This is a genomic window from Halochromatium roseum (assembly GCF_016653315.1).
In the GTDB taxonomy this organism is placed as follows: Bacteria; Pseudomonadota; Gammaproteobacteria; order Chromatiales; family Chromatiaceae; genus Lamprobacter; species Lamprobacter roseus.
The window spans coordinates 1-19,391 of the sequence record NZ_NHSH01000042.1 but is presented as its reverse complement, the minus strand read 5'-3'; the positions used below and the strand labels follow the sequence as shown (position 1 = coordinate 19,391).

The following is a 19,391-nucleotide window of genomic DNA, read 5'->3' as shown; positions in this document are numbered from 1 at the left end:
CTCAATCGAAGCCCAGGAAGTCAAACAGATCGCGATCCCGCATCGGCGTCACCTCAAGCGGCGCGGGGCCTGCCAGCAGCGACTCGGCCAGTTGCAGGTACTGCTGCTGGGCGTGCGCCACATCCGGATCATCGGCGTCCATCTCGAACAGGGTCGCCTTGCGCAGCCGCGAGCGGCGGATCACGTCGAGCGCCGGCAGATGGGCCATGGTCTTGAGGCCAGTGGCGGCATTGAAGCGATCGATCTGATCGGTCTCGTCGCTGCGGTTGGCGATCACGCCGCCGATGCGCACCTTGTAGTTCTTGGCCTTGGCCAGGATCGCGGTCGAGATGCGATTCATCGCAAAGATCGAGTCGAAGTCGTTCGCGGTGACGATCAGCGCGCGGTCGGCATGCTGCAACGGCGCGGCAAAGCCGCCGCAGACGACATCGCCGAGCACATCGAAGACGACGATATCGGTGTCATCGAGGATGTGATGCTGCTTCAGCAGCTTCACGGTCTGACCGACGACATAGCCGCCGCAGCCGGTGCCGGCTGGTGGCCCGCCGGCCTCGACACACATCACGCCGTTGTAGCCGTCGTAGACGAAGTCTTCGAGCCGTAGCTCCTCGGGGTGAAAGTTGACCGACTCGAGCACATCGATGACCGTCGGCACCAGGCACTTGGTCAGGGTAAAGGTGCTGTCGTGCTTTGGATCACAGCCGATCTGCACCACACGTTTGCCGAGCTTGGAGAAGGCCACCGAGAGGTTGGAGCTGGTCGTGCTCTTGCCGATGCCGCCCTTGCCGTAGACGGCAAAGACCAGCGCCTTGTCGATACGCTCACTCGGATCGAGCTGCACCTGCACGCTGCCCTCGCCATCGAGCCTGGGGTCGGCGCCCCTCGGCGCACCGCGCTGTGCATCACCGCAGTCGGGTGCATCACAATAGCCCTGAGCAGGCGCTGCCGCCGGCTTGCCGCCACCGTAGATCGTGGTTGGCAGGTCGTCGAGGGTCATGCCGCGACTCCTTCGGTGATGCCTTCGAGGCGGTCTTCGAGCTCTTCGCCGGCTTGGCGCAGGGCCTCCAGGGTCTCGGCGTCCGGCGCCCAGTAGTTGCGCTCATGGGCCTCGATCAGGCGCTGCGCGACCTTTGCCGAGGCGGTCGGATTGAGCGCGGCCAGGCGCTCGCGCATCTCTTCGTCGAGCACGAAGGTCTCGGTCATGCGCTGGTAGACCCAGGGCGCGACCTGACCGGTGGTCGCCGACCAGCCCATGGTGTTGGTGACATGGACCTCGATCTGGCGCACGCCCTCGTAGCCGTGCTCGAGCATGCCTTCGTACCATTTCGGATTCAGCATGCGGGTGCGGGTCTCGAGCGAGACCTGCTCGGCCAGCGTGCGCACCTTGCCGTCGCCGCGCGTCTGATCGCCGATGTAGACCGGCACATCGCCGCCCTTAGAGCGACTGACCGCGCGGCTGATGCCGCCGAGGGTGTCGAAGTAATGGTCGACCGAGGTGACGCCCAACTCCACCGAATCCAGGTTCTGATAGGCCAGTTGCACATCGCCGAGCACGCTGTTGAGCAGCTCGGCCTGGCGCACCGGCGCACCAGCGCGGCCATAGGCAAAGCACTTACGGCGGGTGTAGGTCTCGGCCAGTTCGTCCTCCTGATCCCAGCCACTGTTGTCGATCAGGTGATTGACGTTGGAGCCATAGGCGCCATCGGCGTTACTGAACACGCGCAGCGCGGCGGTCTCGAGATCACAGTCATGGGTCTGCTGGTAGGCCAGCGCATGCTTGCGCACGAAGTTCTGCTCCAGCGGCTCATCCGCCTCTGCCGCCAGGAAGGCCGCCTCGGCCAAGAGTTTAGTCTGTAACGGCAGCAGGTCACGGAAGATGCCGGAGAGGGTCATCACCACATCCAGACGCGGCCTGCCGAGCGTCTCGAGCGGCAGCAATTCGGCCCCGCAGACCCGCCCATAGCTATCCAGTCGCGGCTTCGCGCCCATCAGCCAGAGCGCCTGGGCGATCGGACCCCCCTCGGTCTTCAGGTTGTCGGTGCCCCAGAGCACCAGCGCGATGCTCTCCGGCAACCCATTGCCATCGGCCAGATGCCGATCGAGCAGTTGCTGCGCATGACGCGCCCCTTCGCGCACCGCGAACGGGCTCGGGATGCGGAACGGATCGAAGCCATGCAGGTTGCGGCCGGTCGGCAGGATCTCGGGCGTGCGCAGCAGGTCGCCACCGGGCGCCGGCCGCACGAAGCGCCCTTCGAGCGCGCGCATGATCGCCGGCAGCTCATGGTCTTGGTTGAGCAGCTTGTCGTAGCTGGCCAGATCGTTCATCAGCTTCAGGCTGGCCTCGGTGACCTCCATGCCGCCCTTCTGCAGCGCCAAGGCGGGCGCGCCGCCGTTGACCAGCGCCTCGACCGCGCCGCGTTTGAGATCGATCGGATGCTCGGGATCGATGCGCGACTCGGCCACCGCCATCAGCATATCCAACCGCTCGGTCGGATTCGGCGGCTGCCCGACCACATGCAGACCATGCGGGATCAGGGTGTATTCCAGCTCGAGCAGTTCATCGGTGAGGCGCTGGATGCGCTCGCCGGCGCTCGCATCCCACTCCGGCTCTTCGTCAGAGGCCATGGTCGCCAGATCCAGCTCGGCGGCTTGCGCCTGGATCAGCGAGGCGAGTTCATTGCGCTCCTCATCCGGGGTCTCCGGTGCCAGGGTGCGCCAGCGTTCGATCGAGCCTTTGAGGTCGACCAAGCCCCGATAGAGCCCGGCATTGGCGATCGGCGGGGTCAGATAACTGATCAGGGTCGCGGCCGCGCGGCGCTTGGCGATGGTGCCCTCGGAGGGGTTGTTTGAGGCGTAGAGATAGAGGTTCGGCAGATCGCCGATCAGTCGATCTGGCCAGCAGGCGCCGGACATCCCAGCCTGCTTACCGGGCATGAACTCGAGCGCGCCATGGGTGCCGAAATGCAGCACGGCGTTGGCGGCGAAGTCCTCGCGCAGGAAGCGGCAGAAGGCGCTGAAGGCATGGGTCGGCGTGAAGCCCTTGTCGAACAGCAGCCGCATCGGGTCGCCTTCATAGCCAAAGCTGGGCTGGACACCGACGAAGACGTTCCCGAACTGCTCGCCGAGCACGAAGATCGAGGCACCATCGCTCTGCTGCTTGCCCGGTGCCGGTCCCCACTGCGCCTCGATCTCGGCCAGATAGGGCTCGCGACGGACATGATCATCCGCCGGGATGCGGGTGAAGACATTGGCATGGGCGCCATACTGGCTGGCATTGCCGTTGATGATCCGCTCGCGCAGTGCATCAACGCTCTCCGGCACCTCGACCTGATAGCCCTCGTCCTTCAGCCCTTGCAGGGTGCGATAGAGCGAGGCGAACACCGACAGATAGGCCGCGGTGCCGGTATTGCCGGCATTGGGCGGGAAGTTGAACAGCACGATCGCGATCTTGCGGTCCTGGGTCGGCGTCTGCCGCAGCTTGATCAGGCGGGCGACACGGGCGGCCAAGGTATTGGCACGCTCGGGATGCGGCTGCATGTCGCGCGTGCGGTCGGTGCCGGCCGCGGCTGAGCGACCACCGAAGACGATCGGGCCGGTGGAGCCATCGAGTTCGGGAATCGCGACCATCATGGTCGCCTCGACCGGCATCAGTCCGCGCTCCGAGGCCTGCCACTGCTCCAGGGTCTGGAACTCGACCGGATGCGCGGCGATGTAAGGCACATCGAGCCGCGCCAGGACCTCTTGCGCCGCTGCCGCGTCGTTATAGGCCGGCCCACCGACCAGCGAGAAGCCGGTCAGCGAGACCACCGCATCGACCACGCATTTGTCGTTGCGGAAGAAGAACTGATCGACCGCGGGCCGGGCGTCGAGACCGCTGGCGAAGGCCGGGATCACCCGCAGGCCCTTAGCCTCGAGCGCCTTGATCACGCCATCGTAGTGACCGGTGTTGCCGGCCAGCACATAGGAGCGCATCACCAGCAGCCCAACGGTGCCGGTGGCCTGCTTGCTCGCGGGCAGCTTGCTGACCTGATCGGTGATCCGCCCACGCATGCGCGGATGAAAGACACCCACCTCGGGATACTCGGCCGGGGGTGCCGCCTTGAGCTTGCCGCGAAACACCTCGCGCGGGCCGCTGGCGTAGCGATCGAGCAGCAGCCGCACCATGTTGGCGACGTTCTCGTCCGAGCCCGCCAACCAGTACTGCAGCATCAAAAAGTAGGCGCGGACATCTTGAGCGGTGCCCGGGATAAAGCGCAGGATCTTCGGGATGCGGCGCAGCATCGCCATCTGGCGCGCGCCATCGCTGCCGCTCTTGCCGTCCTTGCTCTCCGCCGAGCGATTGCCGCGCAGCTTCTTCAGGATCGCCATCGGCCCGCTCTGCGAGCCGTCCATGGTGAACTTGCCGAGTCGGGTCAGGCGCATGATCTCGCCGGCGGACATGCAGCCGACCATCGCGTCGCAGTGATCACGCCGCGCCTGCAGCGCCGGCAACACCGCCTTGATGTGATCTTCCATGAACAGCATGGTGGTGACCACGATGTCGGCCTTGGCGATGTCGGCGCGACAGCGTTGCAGCTTGCACTCGCCATTCGCCGAGCAACGGCCGCAGAGATCCGCTTCGCGCGCAACGCCACCGCAACGCTCGAGACCGTCTTTGTTGTCATCCCATTCCGCGGCCGCGTGCAGGGTCAGATTGAGCCCCGGCAACTGCTGCTTCAGGGCCGGACGCGCGCGCTCGACGGCACTCGCCAAGTGGCTGTCCAGGGTCACAATGACAACGTTGACAGGGGTCGTATCAACGACCGAAGTAGGCTTTGGCATCGTAAAGTGTCTCAACCGTGATTCTGGCGACACCGCGCTCGGCGGCATAGCGTTCTGTGTTTCGGCGCGCCTTCCCACGCACGAAGAAGGGGATCTTCTTCAACTCCCGCTCGGCCTCGGGCTCCCACGCCGGCGCAGCATCAGCCCCCATGCCGTCCGCGCTCGTGGTTGGCTCAGCCGTCGTCGCGGGTCCGGGTGCGGTGTCCGCGCTCGCCGCGGTCAGCTTGCCAGACCCGAGGTGGGAGGCGACCGCCTCGTCATTAAACTCCTCGTCTTCCCGGAACATCGTAATCAGATGCTCTTCCAGGCCCATCATCAATGGATGCACCCAGGTATCGAAGATCACGTTGGCGCCCTCGAAGCCCATCTGCGGGGCGTAGCGCGCCGGAAAATCTTGTACATGCACCGGCGATGAGATCACCGCGCAGGGGATGCCGGCGCGCTTGGCGATGTGGCGCTCCATCTGCGTGCCCAGCACCAGCTCGGGGGCCAGCTCCAGCACCGCCGCCTCGACCTCGAGATAATCATCGCTGATCAGCGCCTCGACGCCATGGCGCTCAGCGGCCGCGCGCAGCTCGCGCGCGAATTCGCGACTGTAGCTGCCGAGCCCGACGACCTCGAACCCCAGCTCTTCGGTGGCGATGCGCGCGGCGGCGATCACATGGCTGGCATCACCGAAGATGAACACACGCTTGCCGGTCAGATAGGTCGAATCGACCGAGCGCGAGAACCAGGGCAGACGGGTGCGTCCGGCGGCAATCGCGGCGCTGGTGTCGATCCCGGCGACCTCGCCGACCTCGATCAGGAAGTCACGGGTCGCGCCAACCCCGATCGGCACCGTCTTCACCCAGGGCTGCTTGAACATCCGCTCGAGCCAGACACAGGTGCTCTGCGCGATCTCGGGATAGAGGCAGACATTGAAGTCGGCCTCCGGGATGCGCAGCAAGTCCTCCGGCGAGGCACCGGCCGGGGCACTCAGATTGACGTCCACGCCAGCGCTGTCGAGCAGTTTCGTCACCTCGGCAATGTCATCACGGCAGCGGAAGCCGAGCGCCGTGGCACCCAGCAGATTGGCCCTTGGACGGCGACCCTCGGCCACCGGGTCCAGCGTGCGCGGCTGTTGGCCGCGCAGCAGCGTCCGCACCAGTTGATGGAAGGTCTCGCTCGCGCCCCAGTGCTCCTTGCGGGTAAAGGCGGGCAGCTCCAGTGGCACCACGGGACAGTCGAACCCCATCCCCTGCGCCAAGGCGGCCGGCTGATCCTGCAACAGCTCACCGGTGCAGGCCTCGCCGACCAGCAGCGCGCGCGGCTGAAAGCGCTCGACCGTCTCGCGCAGCGTCTTGCGCACCAATTCGGCCGTATCCGCGCCCAGATCACGTGCTTGAAAGCTAGTGTAGGTGACCGGCGGCCGCTTTGCGCTGCGCGCGATCATGGTAAACAGCAAATCGGCGTAGCTATCGCCTTGCGGCGCATGCAGCACGCAATGCACGCCCTGCATCGAGGCGGCGATGCGGATCGCGCCCATGTGCGGCGGGCCTTCGTATGTCCAAACAGTCAGTTGCATGCGCTTGAGTAAACCCGGCGGATCAGAACGCGAGGCGCTCACGACGGTTGAGTGGACGCACGAACAGCTCGGCCAGATCGGCGGCCTGATCGAAGCCGTGCACCGGCGAGAACACCAGCTCGATGGACCACTTGGTGGTCAGCCCCTCGGCCTCGAGTGGATTGGCCAGCCCCAGCCCGCAGACGGTGAGGTCCGGACGATCCGCGCGTAGCCGATCGAGCTGGCGCTCCAGATCCTGGCCCTCGGTCAGCCGCAGCGCCGCGGGCAGCCAGTCGAGTTCGGCGCCCATCATGCGCCGATCGAGATAGGGCACGCCGACCTCGACCAGCTCCATGCCGCACTCGCGCTGCAGGAAGCGTGCGAGCGGGATCTCGAGCTGCGAGTCCGGCAAGAAGCTGATGCGTTTGCCGGCGAGCTGGGCGCGATAGCGCTCGAGGCCGACCGCGGCGCGCTTGGCCGCGGGCGCGGTGACCGCTTCGACCCGCTCGGCACTGATCCCGAAGGCCTCGGCGGCGACGCCAATCCACGCGCGCGTGCCCTCGATCCCAAAGGGATAAGGCGCCGCGATCAGGGTCGCACCGCGATCGATCAAGGCCGCCGCGGTATCGCCGACGAAGGGCTGCGCGGCTAGCAGGCGCGTCCCCGGCCCCACCGGCGGCAGCTCGCTCCCGCGTCGCGGCGGCAGGAAGTGCAGCGATGGGATGCCCAATGCCTCGAACAGGCGGCGGAACTGATCCTCGACCACATCCGGCAAGGTGCCGAGCACCAAGAGCGCATCGCTGCCAGCGGCGGCCTCGGGCAGGACCGGAACCAGCGCGCTCAGGCAGGTATCCTCGCCCTGCGTGAAGGTGGTATCCAAACCGCTACCGCTGTAGGCCAGCACCCGCACCCGCCCCTGCTGCGCGCGCGCCAGCCGCTCGGCGGCATTCTCGAGGTCGAGCTTGATCACCTCTGATGGGCAGGAGGCGACCAGGAACAGGGTGCCGATATCGGGACGCCGCGCGAGCAGTTCGGTCACGACGCGATCCAGCTCTTCGTTACAATCCGCCAGGCCGGCGAGATCGCGGTCGCCGAGCACGGCGGTGGCGAAGCGCGGCTCGGCGAAGATCATCACCCCCGCGGCCGATTGCAGCAGGTGCGCACAGGTGCGCGAGCCAACCACTAAGAAGAAGGCGTCTTGGATCTTACGATGCAGCCAGACGATCCCGGCCAGACCGCAGAAGACTTGGCGCTGGCCCTGCTCATGCTGGACCTGAAGATTGCCCGCCAGATCGCCCGCACCGAGCTGGCCCGCGCTGAGCTGACCGGCGCCCTGATCGCCAATGCCGGCGCCGAGTCCATTGGCGGCACAGGCGGGCGACGCCTTAGCCTGCGACCTGCTACGCATGTCGGTCATTCGGCAACTCCGGTTGCCGCGGCCTGCTCGGCATCGAGCTGTTGCGCCGATAGACGCGCGGCGCGCAGCTTGAGAATGAATTGAGTCGCATTGATCACATAGGCGGCATAGGCCGCCAGTGCGAGCAACAGTTGCCCACGCACATCCATGAAACCGCCGAACACCGCAACCAGATAAGCCGTGTGCAACGCCAGCACCAGCATGCTAAAGACGTCTTCCCAGAAGAACGCACGGGCAAACAAGTATTTGCCGAAGACGACCTTCTCCCAGATCGACCCAGTGACCATGATCAAGTAAAGGATCAAAGTTTTGATCACGACCGAGACGGTCGCGGCCATCTCACCCGCGCCCGTCGCCAGATAACGGATCACCAACACCAAGCTGACCAAGAACACCAGGAACTGCAAAGGCGCTAAGATGCCTTGAACCAGCGTCCAATGGGTCTCGTCGCGCCGTTTACGCTCTTCTGGCGTATACAGCAGTTGATGCTGGTCATGCCTTTTCACGGGCTGACGCATTAGCCTCCTCGTGCAGTGTTTGAGAATTGCCGCCGTATAAGGAATCTAGTCTGCATCCCCAAACATGTCAACTCAGCTTAACGTAAAGAATACTTGACAGATCGGCGCCTCACGACTACCTAATAAGGGGTCAACGGCGTTGCGCGCTGTGCTGTCTTAGTGTTCGATCAATCCTGCCCGGCCAAACCACGAGGTAGGCGATACACCGCAAGGCACGCCACGTCGAACGTTGCCCGCAGTGCCGCGCAAGTCGCGGATCATTTCCCACAAAAATCAATGGGTTTTGATCATCGCCCTTCGGGCTCGGCGGGTGCAAACCGCCCCGCTGCAGTATGGGGGAGCCGAGGTGATGACGTGAAGCGAGTTAGCGCAGGCGCTATCGCTAGAGTCCGTTGCGAACAGAACACTGAACAGGCTCTGGGCTGGCCGCAGCCCGGAGGGCTGCAAGTGGCGGCTTGGAGCGGGCTATTGTGAAGCCTTTTGACGCACCGCAAGCCGCACTCGGAAAAGTCGACACCGACCGTGTCGCAAACCTCATCGCTGCAGCCTCGGATATCGCCCTCATCCTCGACCAAAAAGGGATGATCCGCGACGTCGCGCTCGGCAACGACGAACTCAGCGCACAGGTCTCCGACGACTGGGTCGGCCGCTCTTGGAGCGACACGGTCACCGCGGAGAGCCGCGGCCGGGTCGAGAGCCTGATCACCGACGCCTTAAAGGACACTGGCGCGCCGATCTGGCAACAGATCGCCCATATCTCGCGCAGCGGCGGCGAGGTTCCCGTGCGCTATTGCGCGACCCGCCTCGGCAGTCACGATCATCTCATCGCGGTCGGTCGCGACCTCCAGGGCTTTGCCGCGCTGCAACAACGTCTTGTCGATGCTCAGCAATCGTTGGAGCGCGACTATTGGCGGCTGCGACAGCTGGAGACCCGTTATCGGCTCCTGTTCCGATCGTCGTCGGACGCAATTCTGGTGATGGACCCAACCACCGGTAAGGTCGTAGAGGCCAACCCGGCCGCGAGCCAGTTGCTCGCCGCCGAGCCGAGGCGCCTGGTCGGGCGCCACTTTCCGGAAGGCTTCGACGAGGCTGGCACGCGCGCGGTCGAGTCGCTGATTGCAGGCGTGCGCGCCGCCGGCCGCGCCAGTGATATCCGCGCGCGCCTGCGCAGCGGTACCGAGGTCAGCGTCTCCGCCGCGCTGATTCGTCAGGAGAACACCGCATTGGTGCTGCTCCGGCTCGCACAGACCGCAGGAGGCTCCTCAGAGGACAAAGCGGAGACATCAGAGCCGCGATCGCGGCTTGCCAAGATCATGGAACGAGCACCCGATGGCATCGTGGTGACCGCACAGGACGGCCGCATCCTGAACGCAAATACGGCCTTTCTCGATCTCACTCAGGCCAACAGCGAAGACCAGGTCCGCGGCGAATCGCTCGACCGCTGGCTCGGCCGCCCTGGCGTCGACCTCAATGTCTTGCTTGCCAACCTGCGCCAGCATGGCGCAGTCCGGCTGTTTGCAACCACGATCCGCAGCGACTTCGGAGCCAGTAGCGAGGTTGAGATATCGGCGGTTGCCATCCAGAACGGCGATCAGCCCAGCTTCGGTTTCATCATCCGTAATGTCGACCGCCGCGTCTCGGCAGCGACCGGGAACGAGCAGGCGCTACCGCGTTCAGTCGAGCATCTAACGGAGCTGGTTGGACGAGTTCCTTTAAAAGAGGTTGTGCGCGAATCCTCCGACATGATTGAGCGCCTCTGCATCGAGGCCGCGCTCGAGCTCACCGGCGATAACCGTGCCTCCGCGGCCGAGTTGCTCGGTCTAAGCCGCCAGAGTCTCTATGTTAAGTTGAGACGCTTTGGCCTGAGCGACGCGGTCGCCGATAGCGGCGGTGACCAGCCACCTCGAGACCCCTAAGGCGTCGCACCTCGGCGCCTTCCCACTCGCATCGACACAAGCGCGGACGCAAGACGCGGCTTGACCCTGATCAGCGTTCCTGTGCAACACAGCGCCCGCACCCTGGGCTTCAGGCTAAACTCGTGCGATTTCCGTCCAAACCTAACCGATCCAGACACGACCCTCTGAACCTATGATAGAGCCGGCTACCCCCGCTGCCACGGCGAACCGCCCCGAGCCCTCGGCCATCCTTGAGGTCCTACACCCCATTACCTGGTTCCCGCCGATGTGGGCCTTCGCCTGCGGCGTGGTCTCTTCTGGCGCCTCGATCGTCGAGAATTGGCTGCTGCTGCTCGCCGGCGTCATCCTGGCCGGCCCACTCCTGTGCGCGACCAGCCAGGTCGTCAACGATTGGTTCGACCGTGACGTCGATGCCATCAACGAGCCGAACCGTCCGATCCCGTCCGGTCGCATCCCGGGCAACTGGGGCTACAAGCTGTCGATCATCTGGACCCTGATGTCGCTGCTGCTGGCGCTCGTGCTCGGTCCCTGGGTATTCGGCGCCACGCTCGTCGGCTTAGCACTCGCTTGGGCCTATAGCGCACCACCACTGCGACTAAAACAGAATGGCTGGTTCGGTAACGCCGCGGTCGGATTCTCTTATGAAAGTCTGGCTTGGATTACCGGCGCCGCGGTGATGATTGGTGGCGCAATGCCGGATTGGCGCATCCTCGCGCTGGCGTTCCTCTATGGACTAGGCGCACACGGCATCATGACCCTGAACGACTTCAAGGCGATTGAAGGCGACCAGCAGATGGGCGTGCGCACGCTCCCGGTGCAATTGGGTGTGCGCGGTGCGGCGTGGATTGCCTGCATCGTCATGATCGTGCCACAGTTGGTGGTCGTCGGTCTGCTCTTCTCTTGGATGCAGCCGGTGCACGCCGCCGCCGTGGCCGCCTTGGTGATGGTCCAGATCACGTTGATGTTTCGCTTCTTGGAAGACCCCATCGCTCGCGCAACCTGGCTCAGCGCGCTTGGCGTCACCGTCTATGTCAGCGGCATGATGGTGAGCGCATTCGCAGCGCGTGCCGTGATCGCCGCGGCCTCCTAGGCAAGAACACAGACCGCGTGACCCACGGGCACGCTTGGCAATGCAATGCTACGGCTAGGCGGATACCGCGGCCATTGCCCTTAACAACAGATAACGTCCAAAGGTGAGACTGATGGCACATTCCGAGACCTATGACGTCGTCGTCGTCGGCGGCGGCCCAGCCGGGGCGACTGCCGCCACCGATCTGGCCAAACGCAACCGCAAGGTGCTGTTGCTCGACCGTCCCGGCCGCATCAAGCCCTGCGGGGGCGCGATCCCACCGAAGGCGATCGAAGAGTTCGAGATCCCGGACGAGCAGCTGGTGGCCAAGATCAGCTCGGCCCGCATGGTGGCGCCGAGCGACCGCCATGTCGACATGCCGATCAATGGCGGCTATGTCGGTATGGTCGATCGCGAGCCCTTCGATGAATGGCTGCGAGAGCGCGCTGCCAGCGCTGGCGCTGAGCGCCGCAACGGCACCTTCACCCGGATATTGCGCGACACCGACGGCACCGCGCTCGTCGAATTCCGTCCGGCGGAGGCCAGCGATCGGAGCGCAACCGAGACAGTGCGCGCCCGGACAGTGATAGGCGCTGACGGGGCCATGTCATCAGTCGCCAAGCAGTGCGTACCCGGCGCCAAGGAGCTTCCACATGTGGCTGCCTACCACGAGATCGTCCGCTCGCCCGCGCCAACCTCCGGTAAAGGCCTGCACGACTTCGACCCCACGCGTTGTGACGTCTACTATCAGGGCAAGCTCTCACCCGACTTCTACGCCTGGATCTTCCCCCACGGCGATACCACCAGCATCGGTGTCGGCACCGAGTTGAAGGGCTTCTCGCTACACGACGCGGTCGATCAACTGCGCAAAGAGACCGGGCTCGACCAGTGCGAGACCCTGCGCCGCGAGGGCGCGCCGATCCCACTGCACCCGCTGAAGAAATGGGACAACGACCGCGATCTGGTCCTGGCCGGCGATGCCGCCGGGGTTGTTGCCCCGGCCTCTGGCGAAGGCATTTACTACGCCTTGGTCGGCGGCCGCCTCGCCGGCGATGCGGTCGAGGAACTCCTGGCCACCGGCAATACCAAGGCGCTCGCCAGCGCCCGCAAGCGGTTCATGAAGGCCCATGGCCGCGTGTTCTGGATACTCGGGATCATGCAACGCTTCTGGTACAAGAGTGACAAACGCCGCGAGCGCTTCGTCAGTCTTTGCGATGACCCTGACATCCAGCATCTGACTTGGGAGGCTTACATGCACAAGCGCTTGGTGCGCGCAAAGCCAGCCGCCCACCTCAGAATCTTTCTGAAAGACATGGCTCATCTGCTAGGGATCGTCTCGCCCTGGCAGAAGGCCGAGCGCCGCATCGACTGAAGCACGAAACCGAAGAACTGTTCCTGCTCCCATCCGATGACGGGTTGACCGTAGCAACGGGGCTACCCTATGGCCCCTACTGAATCTGAACGCTCAGGCTGCCATCAAGGCATGGCACGAATAGCCTCCGCAATCAGAAGCCCGGGGCACCGAGCGCCGGCTGCGCGGCTTATTGCAGATGCCGGAGGCAGAGGAATGAGCTTTGGGAGCTGGCGCCGGCTGTTGTGGGTGGCCACCAAGGCGCGCCTGCTGGGGTGTCAAGGCAGAGCCGACACTCGCTATTTGAGCGTCTTAGGCCGCACAATCGTTGAAAGCTGGGCCGATCCGGCCTCAAGCGAGAACCAGTCGTCAGGCATTTCTAATCGCGCCAAGGCAGCCGTTGGCAGCAGCTTCTCATCCGTGATCTCATCTAGATCATCGTCGGCCAGATACCGCAGCAGGTCCTCAAGCCCAGGATTGTGGCCAACCATGAGCAAGATACTCGGAGCCTGACCATAATCTCCAAGAACGCGCAGCAGCGTTTTGAGATCAGCCTCATAGATGGCCGGCTCCCATTTGATGTCACGTTTCTTGTAGTCGAGCCCCTTGCAGACGCGCAAGGTCGTCTCGCGAGCGCGCTCGGCTGGCGAGCTTAGGATCAGGGACGGCACTAAGCCTTCCCGGTAAAGCCATTCGCCAATTCTGGGCGCATCACGCTTGCCGCGTTTTGCGAGCGGGCGCTCAATATCAGATGCCGCCTCGCTGTCCCAATCGGACTTGGCGTGTCGCAGCAATAGCAGCTCACGGGCCATTGAAGAAGATCGTTATCGAAGCGCGGGTTGGGCGAGACTGAGGGGATTCATCGGCAAGCCGAGAGCACCCACCGAGGCGTACTTTTAACATAACGGTAACGGAGACGAAACCTGCACCGCCAAGAAATGACTCAGACAACGGCTCAGACAGCGGCTCAAACGGCTTGAGCCTGAGCCACAATCGCTCCGTCTTCGATGCTGGCGACGCGTTTCAAATCTCGCCGTAACGGAATCGCCTCTTCCAGCCATCCCCCTTATTCCTTAAACATAGCTGGGGATGCGGGACGCACCTTAACCGAGCTCGGCCAGCAGTCGGTCGATCATGCGCTCGGCCTGGCTGAGATAGCCTCCGCCAAAGAGGTTCAGATGGTTCAGGATGTGGTAGAGGTTGTAGAGATCCTTGCGCACTGCATAGCCCGGCCTCAGCGGCCAGGCATCCTCGTAAGCCGCACGAAACTCGCCGCCAAACCCACCGAAGAGCTCGGTCATGGCCAGATCCGCTTCGCGATCGCCGTAGTAGCAGGCCGGATCGAAGATCACCGGCTGACCGTTGGCTGCGTAGCCAATATTTCCGCCCCACAAATCGCCGTGCAGTAGCGAAACCGCGGGAGAGTGGTCAAGCAACCCGCCAAGCCCTTGGCGCAGACGCTCGCCCTGCCGCTGAACCCTGCCGCTATAACCATTGTGAGCCGCAAGCTCGAGTTGAAAACCGAGCCGTTGATCGGACCAGAAGGTGGCCCAATCGTCGCGGGCGGCGTTGTGCTGCGGTGTCGAGCCAATGGTGTTATCCCGATCCCAGCCGAAACGGGGTCGGGTAGCACGATGCATCGCCGCAAGCTGCCGGCCTGCCGCGATGGCATCTCCACGCCCGCCACCGAGGGCAACGTATTCCATGGCGATAAACGCCTGCCCCCCATCAACACCGGTGCAGATCGGCGCCGGGACCCGAATGCTCTTGGTTGCCGCCATCTCGGACAGGCCAGCCGCCTCGGCCTCGAACATCGGCAGCAGGTCGGCGCGATTGAGCTTGATAAAGACGCGCTGCTCCGCCTCACCAAGAACGACGGCTTGATTGATGCAACCGCCGCCAATGGCCTGTGGCCTTCCCGACTGCAATCGGCGTCCGGAAACAGCGCTGATCTGATCGACGATAGCCTGCCAGTCCGTCATCAGGGTGCTCTCTTCAAGGCCCGCCAGATCAGGCATCGGCCAACCGACGAAGCAATGGGCTGGTGCGAGGGAAGTGCGCTCGCAAGAATGCCATTTGATCGGCCAACACGTTTCGGCCCATCAGATAGATGTACTCGACATGGGTCGGCGCGAAAGGCACCGCCAATAACTGCATCTTCGCATCTTCGGGCGTGCGTCCGGCCTTGTAGTTATTGCACCGCACACAGGCCGTGACGACGTTGCTCCAGTCATCCTGACCGCCTTTGCTAACCGGGCGCACGTGGTCGCGTGACAGATAGCGCGCAGAGAAGCGACCGCCACAGTACATGCAGAGATGATCATCACGCTGGAACAATGTTCGGTTGGACAGCGGCGGGACGTAATCGTCGGCGAACTTGGTCGGGCCATGATGCGCCCCCTGGGTCGCGATGATCGAATGAATCTGCAGCTCGCTTTGGAGGCGAGTGCGCGCGTTGATACCGCCACGCAGCAAGATCATCGGCTTGCCGCAGGCATAAGCAACCTGCCCGAGAAAGTAGAGTCGAGCGGCGGCCTTGTAGTCGATCCACTCCAGCGGCATGCCGGCTAGATCAGTGCGCAGGATCTGTTGGCTTAGTGACAACATAGCTTGGAACCCGGCTCAGGAGCGAAAGGATTCGACAGCGACCAGAGCGTCGCGGCAATAATACACGGATGCCGATATCGGGCAAGCCGCAGACGCACCCAAGCGTTAGCGCTCGAATCCTGATTGCAAGCCTCAGCGCAACCAGCAAAGCCGCCGACACGTCTTAAAGGAGCCTGCCTTGGCGATCGTTCAAGTTGCCGTTGCGGCACCACTGCCCGTAGTCTTCGACTACCTGCCCCCGCATTCGGACACGGCCTACAGCATCGGCCAGCGTGTGCTCGTTCCCTTTGGTCGCGGCCAGCGAATGGGAATCATCGTCGGCTGCCGTCGAGAGTCAGCGATTGCACCAGACCGACTCAAGCCGATCGAACGCTGTCTCGACCAAGAGCCATTGCTGTCAGCCAAGGATATCGAACTGATCGGTTGGGCCGCTGACTACTACCGCTGCCCGCCTGGGGAGGCGATCTTCAGCGCCCTGCCGACTCGCTTGCGCAAACCCGTACCGAGCAGCTCAGCGCAGCCCAAGGGCTGGCGTCTCACCGCAACCGGCGATACCTGTGCGCTCGAGCAGCTCGCACGCGCGCCTCGCCAAGCCGCGACGCTGACAGCCCTAAAGGCGCAGCCTGCCGGTCTCGAAGACATATCGCTGCGCGATCAGCTCGGTGACTGCCGCGCCGCGCTCAGAGCGCTCGCGACGAAAGGACTCATCGAGCGTTGCCTGGTGTCGGCACCGCTCGATGGCTTAGGTGCGCAGCATCGGGGTATTCCGCCTATCGGGTCACCAGCCACAGCGCCAGAAGCAGTACCAGACTTATCGCTAGCAACAGCGCCGACAGCATCGCCAAACGCACCACCAGACGGTCTAGCAACCAGCTCGCTCGCTGCCACGTCAGCTTCACCAACAGCCCGCGAACCGCTGCTCGGCCCAGCGCTCAACAGCGAGCAGCAGGCCGCCGTCGAGGCCGTCAGCCAGGCCAGTGGATTCAACTGTTTCCTGCTCGACGGGGTCACCGGCAGCGGCAAGACCGAGGTCTATATCCGACTCATCCAAGCTGCCCTGGAGCGAGGCCAACAGGTCCTCGTCCTCGTTCCCGAGATCGGCCTCACGCCGCAGCTTGCCGAGCGTTTTGCGCAGCGTATTCGCAGCGAGCGCGCGGTGCTGCACTCCGGCCTCGGCGAGCGCGAGCGTGAAACCGCTTGGCGACGTGCCGCTCGTGGCCAAGCGCGGCTGGTGCTTGGAACCCGCTCCGCCATCTTCACCCCGCTACCGGATCTCGGACTGCTGATCGTCGATGAGGAGCATGACGTCTCGCTCAAGCAGCAGGACGGCTTCCGCTACTCGGCCCGCGACCTCGCCGTGCGTCGCGCCCAGATCAGCCAGTGCCCGATCCTGCTCGGCTCGGCCACCCCCTCGCTGGAGACCCTGCGCAACGCCGAGCGCGGGCGTTATCAACATCTGCGCCTGCGCCACCGAGCCGGTGGCGCCCAGGCACCGCGCTTCTTGCTCGCCGATGTGCGTTCACAGCCACTGGTCACCGGCCTCTCGCACGCGCTGTTGGCGCGCATGACGGAGGTCATCGAGGCCGGCAATCAGGTGCTGTTGTTTCTCAATCGACGTGGCTTCGCACCGGTGTTGACCTGCCATGACTGCGGCTGGATCAGCGTCTGCCAGCATTGCGATGCGCGCATGACCCTGCACCGCGGTCACGGCCAGCTGATCTGCCATCACTGCGGCGATCAGCGCCCGCTGCCGGTGCAATGTCCGTACTGCGAATCGCCCGACCTGCGGCCACTCGGGCAGGGAACCGAGCGCGTCGAGGACAGCCTGCGGCAACGTTTCCCCGGCATCCCCCTGGCCAGGATCGATCGCGACAATACGCGCCGCAAAGGTGAGCTGGAGCGCCTGCTAGCAGAAGCACGCGATGGCGCCTATCCGATCCTGCTCGGCACCCAGATGCTGGCCAAAGGGCATCACCTGCCCGGCGTGACCCTGGTCGGCATTCTGGACCTAGACCACGGACTCTATGGCAGTGACTTTCGCGCCACCGAGCGCATGGCGCAACTCTTGATCCAGGTTGCCGGGCGTGCCGGGCGTGCTGAGCGTCCGGGCACTGTGCTGGTGCAGACGCGGCATCCCGATCATCCCCTGCTGATGCGGCTGCTGCGACAAGGTTATACGGCCTTCGCTGCCGCAGCGCTCAGCGAGCGTGCTGAGGCTGGGCTACCCCCGTTCAGCTTTCAGGCCTTGCTGCGCGCCGACAGCCGCACTGAGCAGCTCGGACTCGACTTTCTCCGCGACGCGCGGGCGCTCGCCTTAGCGCTCGAGCCTGGACCGGTCGAGATCTGGGGGCCGGCACCGGCGAGCATGGAACGCCGAGCCGGTCGTTTCCGTGCCCAGCTGCTGTTGCAGTGCGGCCAACGCGGCCCGCTGCATGCGTTGATCGATCGTTTGCTGCCCGCCCTGCGCGCCCAAGTGAACAACCGCAAGCTCCGCTGGAGCATCGACATCGACCCGCAAGAGAGCCTGTAAGCCTCCCATCGCTATCAGATCAGCGACCGGCTTGGCTTGGCTTGGCTTCTTGGCTTGGCTCAAGGCGCATGCTCCTTTAAGCGGACGGGATGCCGGGGGATAATCAGGCATCCGCCACCGACCGCAGTTGGACCAGATGCCTACCCTTTCGTCTCCCCAAGCCTTGCCCCCAATCAACATCAAGACCCGGCTTCTGAGCCTGTTGTTCTTCGGCCTTTACAACCTCATCGGCATCGTCCATAGCCTGCTCTCGCTCAGCCTGGCCCCTTTTCAAACCTTCGAGCAGCGCTACTGGTTCGTCAACCTCTGGTCAAGGGCCACCATGTGGCTGTTGCAGCGGCTTAACGGCGTCAACATCCAGGTCGACGGACTGGAGAATATCCCCAAGGGGAAGCCTGTCGTGGTGATGTGTAACCACCAGAGCCAGTGGGAGACCTTTTATCTCCAGCTCCTCATCTCGCCACAGGCCACCATCCTCAAGCGCGAGCTGCTTTGGGTGCCATTCTTCGGCTGGGCGCTCACCCTGTTACGACCGATCGCGATCGATCGTGCAAAAGGCTCGCAGGCGCTGAAAACGCTGTTGCGGGTGGGGCAAGAACGGCTGCAGGAGGGGATCAGCGTCGTCATCTATCCGGAGGGAACCCGTCAATCACCCGGCACTATCGGCACATTCAACCTCGGTGGCGCGATGCTCGCGGCGCGCGCGGGAGTCGAGGTGTTACCGATGTCCCACAACAGCGGCGACTGCTGGCCCAGCCGCTCCTTGCTGCGCCTGCCCGGAACCATCCGACTGCGCATCGGCCAGCCAATCGCGACCGAGGGTAAGTCGCCGAAACAGATCTCGGCTGAGGTCGAGGCCTGGATTCGCCAGCATTATCCCGGCGAGCTGCGCGCCGTTGCCGCGGATTGAGACCCGCGCTCGATGGTCAGCATGGCGCCTCTGAACACGATAGGAAGCAGCCTGAACAGCCACGGCCTGAACAGTCTCATCGCGAGGCATCAGGCTCATCCGGCGTCAGGCTTATCAGGCCTCGCCCGCGCTAGAATCCGATCCAGGGCGTTGGCGAAGGCTTGACGATCTGCCTGGCTAAAGGCCGGTGGCCCGCCAGTGTCGAGACCGCTGGCGCGCAGGGTGTCGAGAAAGTCGCGCATATTCAAACGCTGACGAACCGTTTCCGTCGTAAACAGCTCGCCGCGCGGACTCAAGACCTGACAGCCTTTAGCAACGAGCTCGGCCGCCAGCGGAATATCCGCGGTGATGACCAGATCGCCGACACCGGCATGCTGAACGATATAGTCATCGGCCACATCAAAGCCGGCGCCAACCCGCACCGCCTTGATCCGCGCGAGCGACGGCACCTGCAGCGGCTGGTTAGCGACCAGCGTCAGCGGCAGATCCACGCGCTCGGCAGCGCGATAGAGGATAGCCTTGACCGGATTTGGTGTGGCATCGGCATCAACCCAGATCTGCATGTGCTCTCCCCGCCGGGGCCTCCCCATGACGATTGTTCCAAGCTCGGCAGCAAAGCTGCGCTACACTGTTGGGCTGATTCGACCTGCAGGCCCCACGCCTGGTGCCAATGCGCCCGTCGACCTGCCTTCCTCTTCCCGCCCTTAGG

14 protein-coding genes are annotated in these 19,391 nt (G+C 64.1%); 5 read left to right on the top strand and 9 right to left on the bottom strand.

Features of this window, described 5'->3' with window-relative positions:
- Position 1: 1 nt before the first annotated feature.
- From bchL to bchF, 5 genes are read right to left on the bottom strand one after another with little or no spacing between them, the layout of a single operon-like run.
- The gene (gene bchL, locus CCR96_RS05100) at positions 2-997 is read right to left on the bottom strand and encodes a ferredoxin:protochlorophyllide reductase (ATP-dependent) iron-sulfur ATP-binding protein (RefSeq protein WP_201218353.1); all 996 of its coding nucleotides are present in this window, start codon (positions 995-997) and stop codon (positions 2-4) included.
- Complete coding sequence (locus tag CCR96_RS05095; protein ID WP_201218348.1) at positions 994-4,821, bottom strand: magnesium chelatase subunit H; 3,828 nt, start codon at positions 4,819-4,821, stop codon at positions 994-996. Before CCR96_RS05095 ends, bchL begins: the two co-directional genes overlap by 4 nt.
- Positions 4,796-6,385, bottom strand: coding sequence for a ferredoxin:protochlorophyllide reductase (ATP-dependent) subunit B (gene bchB / locus CCR96_RS05090; RefSeq protein WP_201218340.1), 1,590 nt, complete (start codon positions 6,383-6,385; stop codon positions 4,796-4,798). Before bchB ends, CCR96_RS05095 begins: the two co-directional genes overlap by 26 nt.
- Before the next feature lie 22 nt (positions 6,386-6,407).
- Entirely contained in the window at positions 6,408-7,781 is a 1,374-nt protein-coding gene (locus CCR96_RS05085; protein ID WP_242518532.1) for a ferredoxin:protochlorophyllide reductase (ATP-dependent) subunit N, read from the bottom strand.
- Positions 7,778-8,287: a 2-vinyl bacteriochlorophyllide hydratase gene (bchF, locus tag CCR96_RS05080; RefSeq protein ID WP_338035814.1), complete on the bottom strand. Its 510-nt coding sequence runs from the start codon at positions 8,285-8,287 to the stop codon at positions 7,778-7,780. The genes CCR96_RS05085 and bchF overlap by 4 nt, the downstream gene beginning before the upstream one ends.
- 482 nt (positions 8,288-8,769) lie before the next feature.
- On the opposite strand from bchF, the gene ppsR reads away from it, so the two are divergent.
- The 3 genes from ppsR (at position 8,770) to CCR96_RS05065 (ending at position 12,656) form a co-directional block, all read left to right on the top strand.
- On the top strand, positions 8,770-10,215 hold the full coding sequence (gene ppsR, locus CCR96_RS05075) for a transcriptional regulator PpsR (protein WP_201218326.1): 1,446 nt from the start codon (positions 8,770-8,772) through the stop codon (positions 10,213-10,215).
- A 172-nt stretch (positions 10,216-10,387) separates the two neighbouring features.
- Positions 10,388-11,305: a chlorophyll synthase ChlG gene (gene chlG / locus CCR96_RS05070; protein ID WP_201218318.1), complete on the top strand. Its 918-nt coding sequence runs from the start codon at positions 10,388-10,390 to the stop codon at positions 11,303-11,305.
- A gap of 112 nt (positions 11,306-11,417) precedes the next feature.
- Complete coding sequence (locus CCR96_RS05065; RefSeq protein ID WP_201218306.1) at positions 11,418-12,656, top strand: geranylgeranyl diphosphate reductase; 1,239 nt, start codon at positions 11,418-11,420, stop codon at positions 12,654-12,656.
- A 278-nt stretch (positions 12,657-12,934) separates the two neighbouring features.
- On the opposite strand, the gene CCR96_RS05060 is transcribed toward CCR96_RS05065, so the two are convergent.
- The 3 genes from CCR96_RS05060 to CCR96_RS05050 all read right to left on the bottom strand — a co-directional run bounded on the left by CCR96_RS05060 (position 12,935) and on the right by CCR96_RS05050 (position 15,242).
- The gene (locus tag CCR96_RS05060) at positions 12,935-13,447 is read right to left on the bottom strand and encodes a SixA phosphatase family protein (protein ID WP_201218302.1); all 513 of its coding nucleotides are present in this window, start codon (positions 13,445-13,447) and stop codon (positions 12,935-12,937) included.
- A 291-nt stretch (positions 13,448-13,738) separates the two neighbouring features.
- Positions 13,739-14,617, bottom strand: a complete 879-nt coding sequence (locus CCR96_RS05055; RefSeq protein ID WP_201218297.1) for a fructosamine kinase family protein — start codon at positions 14,615-14,617, stop codon at positions 13,739-13,741.
- A 28-nt stretch (positions 14,618-14,645) separates the two neighbouring features.
- Positions 14,646-15,242 carry an HNH endonuclease gene (locus CCR96_RS05050; RefSeq protein ID WP_201218283.1) on the bottom strand — a complete coding sequence of 199 codons (597 nt, stop codon included), beginning with the start codon at positions 15,240-15,242 and terminating at the stop codon, positions 14,646-14,648.
- A 178-nt stretch (positions 15,243-15,420) separates the two neighbouring features.
- Between CCR96_RS05050 and CCR96_RS05045 the strand changes: the two genes are divergently transcribed.
- Both CCR96_RS05045 and CCR96_RS05040 read left to right on the top strand, forming a co-directional pair.
- Positions 15,421-17,772: a primosomal protein N' gene (locus tag CCR96_RS05045; RefSeq protein WP_242518528.1), complete on the top strand. Its 2,352-nt coding sequence runs from the start codon at positions 15,421-15,423 to the stop codon at positions 17,770-17,772.
- A gap of 136 nt (positions 17,773-17,908) precedes the next feature.
- On the top strand, positions 17,909-18,682 hold the full coding sequence (locus tag CCR96_RS05040) for a lysophospholipid acyltransferase family protein (RefSeq protein WP_201218278.1): 774 nt from the start codon (positions 17,909-17,911) through the stop codon (positions 18,680-18,682).
- A 95-nt stretch (positions 18,683-18,777) separates the two neighbouring features.
- Here CCR96_RS05040 and CCR96_RS05035 read toward each other — a convergent pair whose 3' ends face one another.
- On the bottom strand, positions 18,778-19,245 hold the full coding sequence (locus CCR96_RS05035; protein ID WP_201218273.1) for a YaiI/YqxD family protein: 468 nt from the start codon (positions 19,243-19,245) through the stop codon (positions 18,778-18,780).
- Between the last annotated feature and the right edge of the window lie 146 nt (positions 19,246-19,391).

Coding starts and splice junctions, on each gene's coding strand:
- CCR96_RS05060 (WP_201218302.1), bottom strand. CDS start 13,447: ATGGCCCGTGAGCTGCTATTGCTGCGACACGCCAAGTCCGATTGGGAC.
- CCR96_RS05040 (WP_201218278.1), top strand. CDS start 17,909: ATGCCTACCCTTTCGTCTCCCCAAGCCTTGCCCCCAATCAACATCAAG.
- chlG (WP_201218318.1), top strand. CDS start 10,388: ATGATAGAGCCGGCTACCCCCGCTGCCACGGCGAACCGCCCCGAGCCC.
- CCR96_RS05035 (WP_201218273.1), bottom strand. CDS start 19,245: ATGCAGATCTGGGTTGATGCCGATGCCACACCAAATCCGGTCAAGGCT.
- CCR96_RS05055 (WP_201218297.1), bottom strand. CDS start 14,617: ATGACGGACTGGCAGGCTATCGTCGATCAGATCAGCGCTGTTTCCGGA.
- CCR96_RS05095 (WP_201218348.1), bottom strand. CDS start 4,821: ATGCCAAAGCCTACTTCGGTCGTTGATACGACCCCTGTCAACGTTGTC.
- CCR96_RS05085 (WP_242518532.1), bottom strand. CDS start 7,781: ATGACCGACATGCGTAGCAGGTCGCAGGCTAAGGCGTCGCCCGCCTGT.
- CCR96_RS05050 (WP_201218283.1), bottom strand. CDS start 15,242: ATGTTGTCACTAAGCCAACAGATCCTGCGCACTGATCTAGCCGGCATG.
- bchL (WP_201218353.1), bottom strand. CDS start 997: ATGACCCTCGACGACCTGCCAACCACGATCTACGGTGGCGGCAAGCCG.
- CCR96_RS05065 (WP_201218306.1), top strand. CDS start 11,418: ATGGCACATTCCGAGACCTATGACGTCGTCGTCGTCGGCGGCGGCCCA.
- bchB (WP_201218340.1), bottom strand. CDS start 6,385: ATGCAACTGACTGTTTGGACATACGAAGGCCCGCCGCACATGGGCGCG.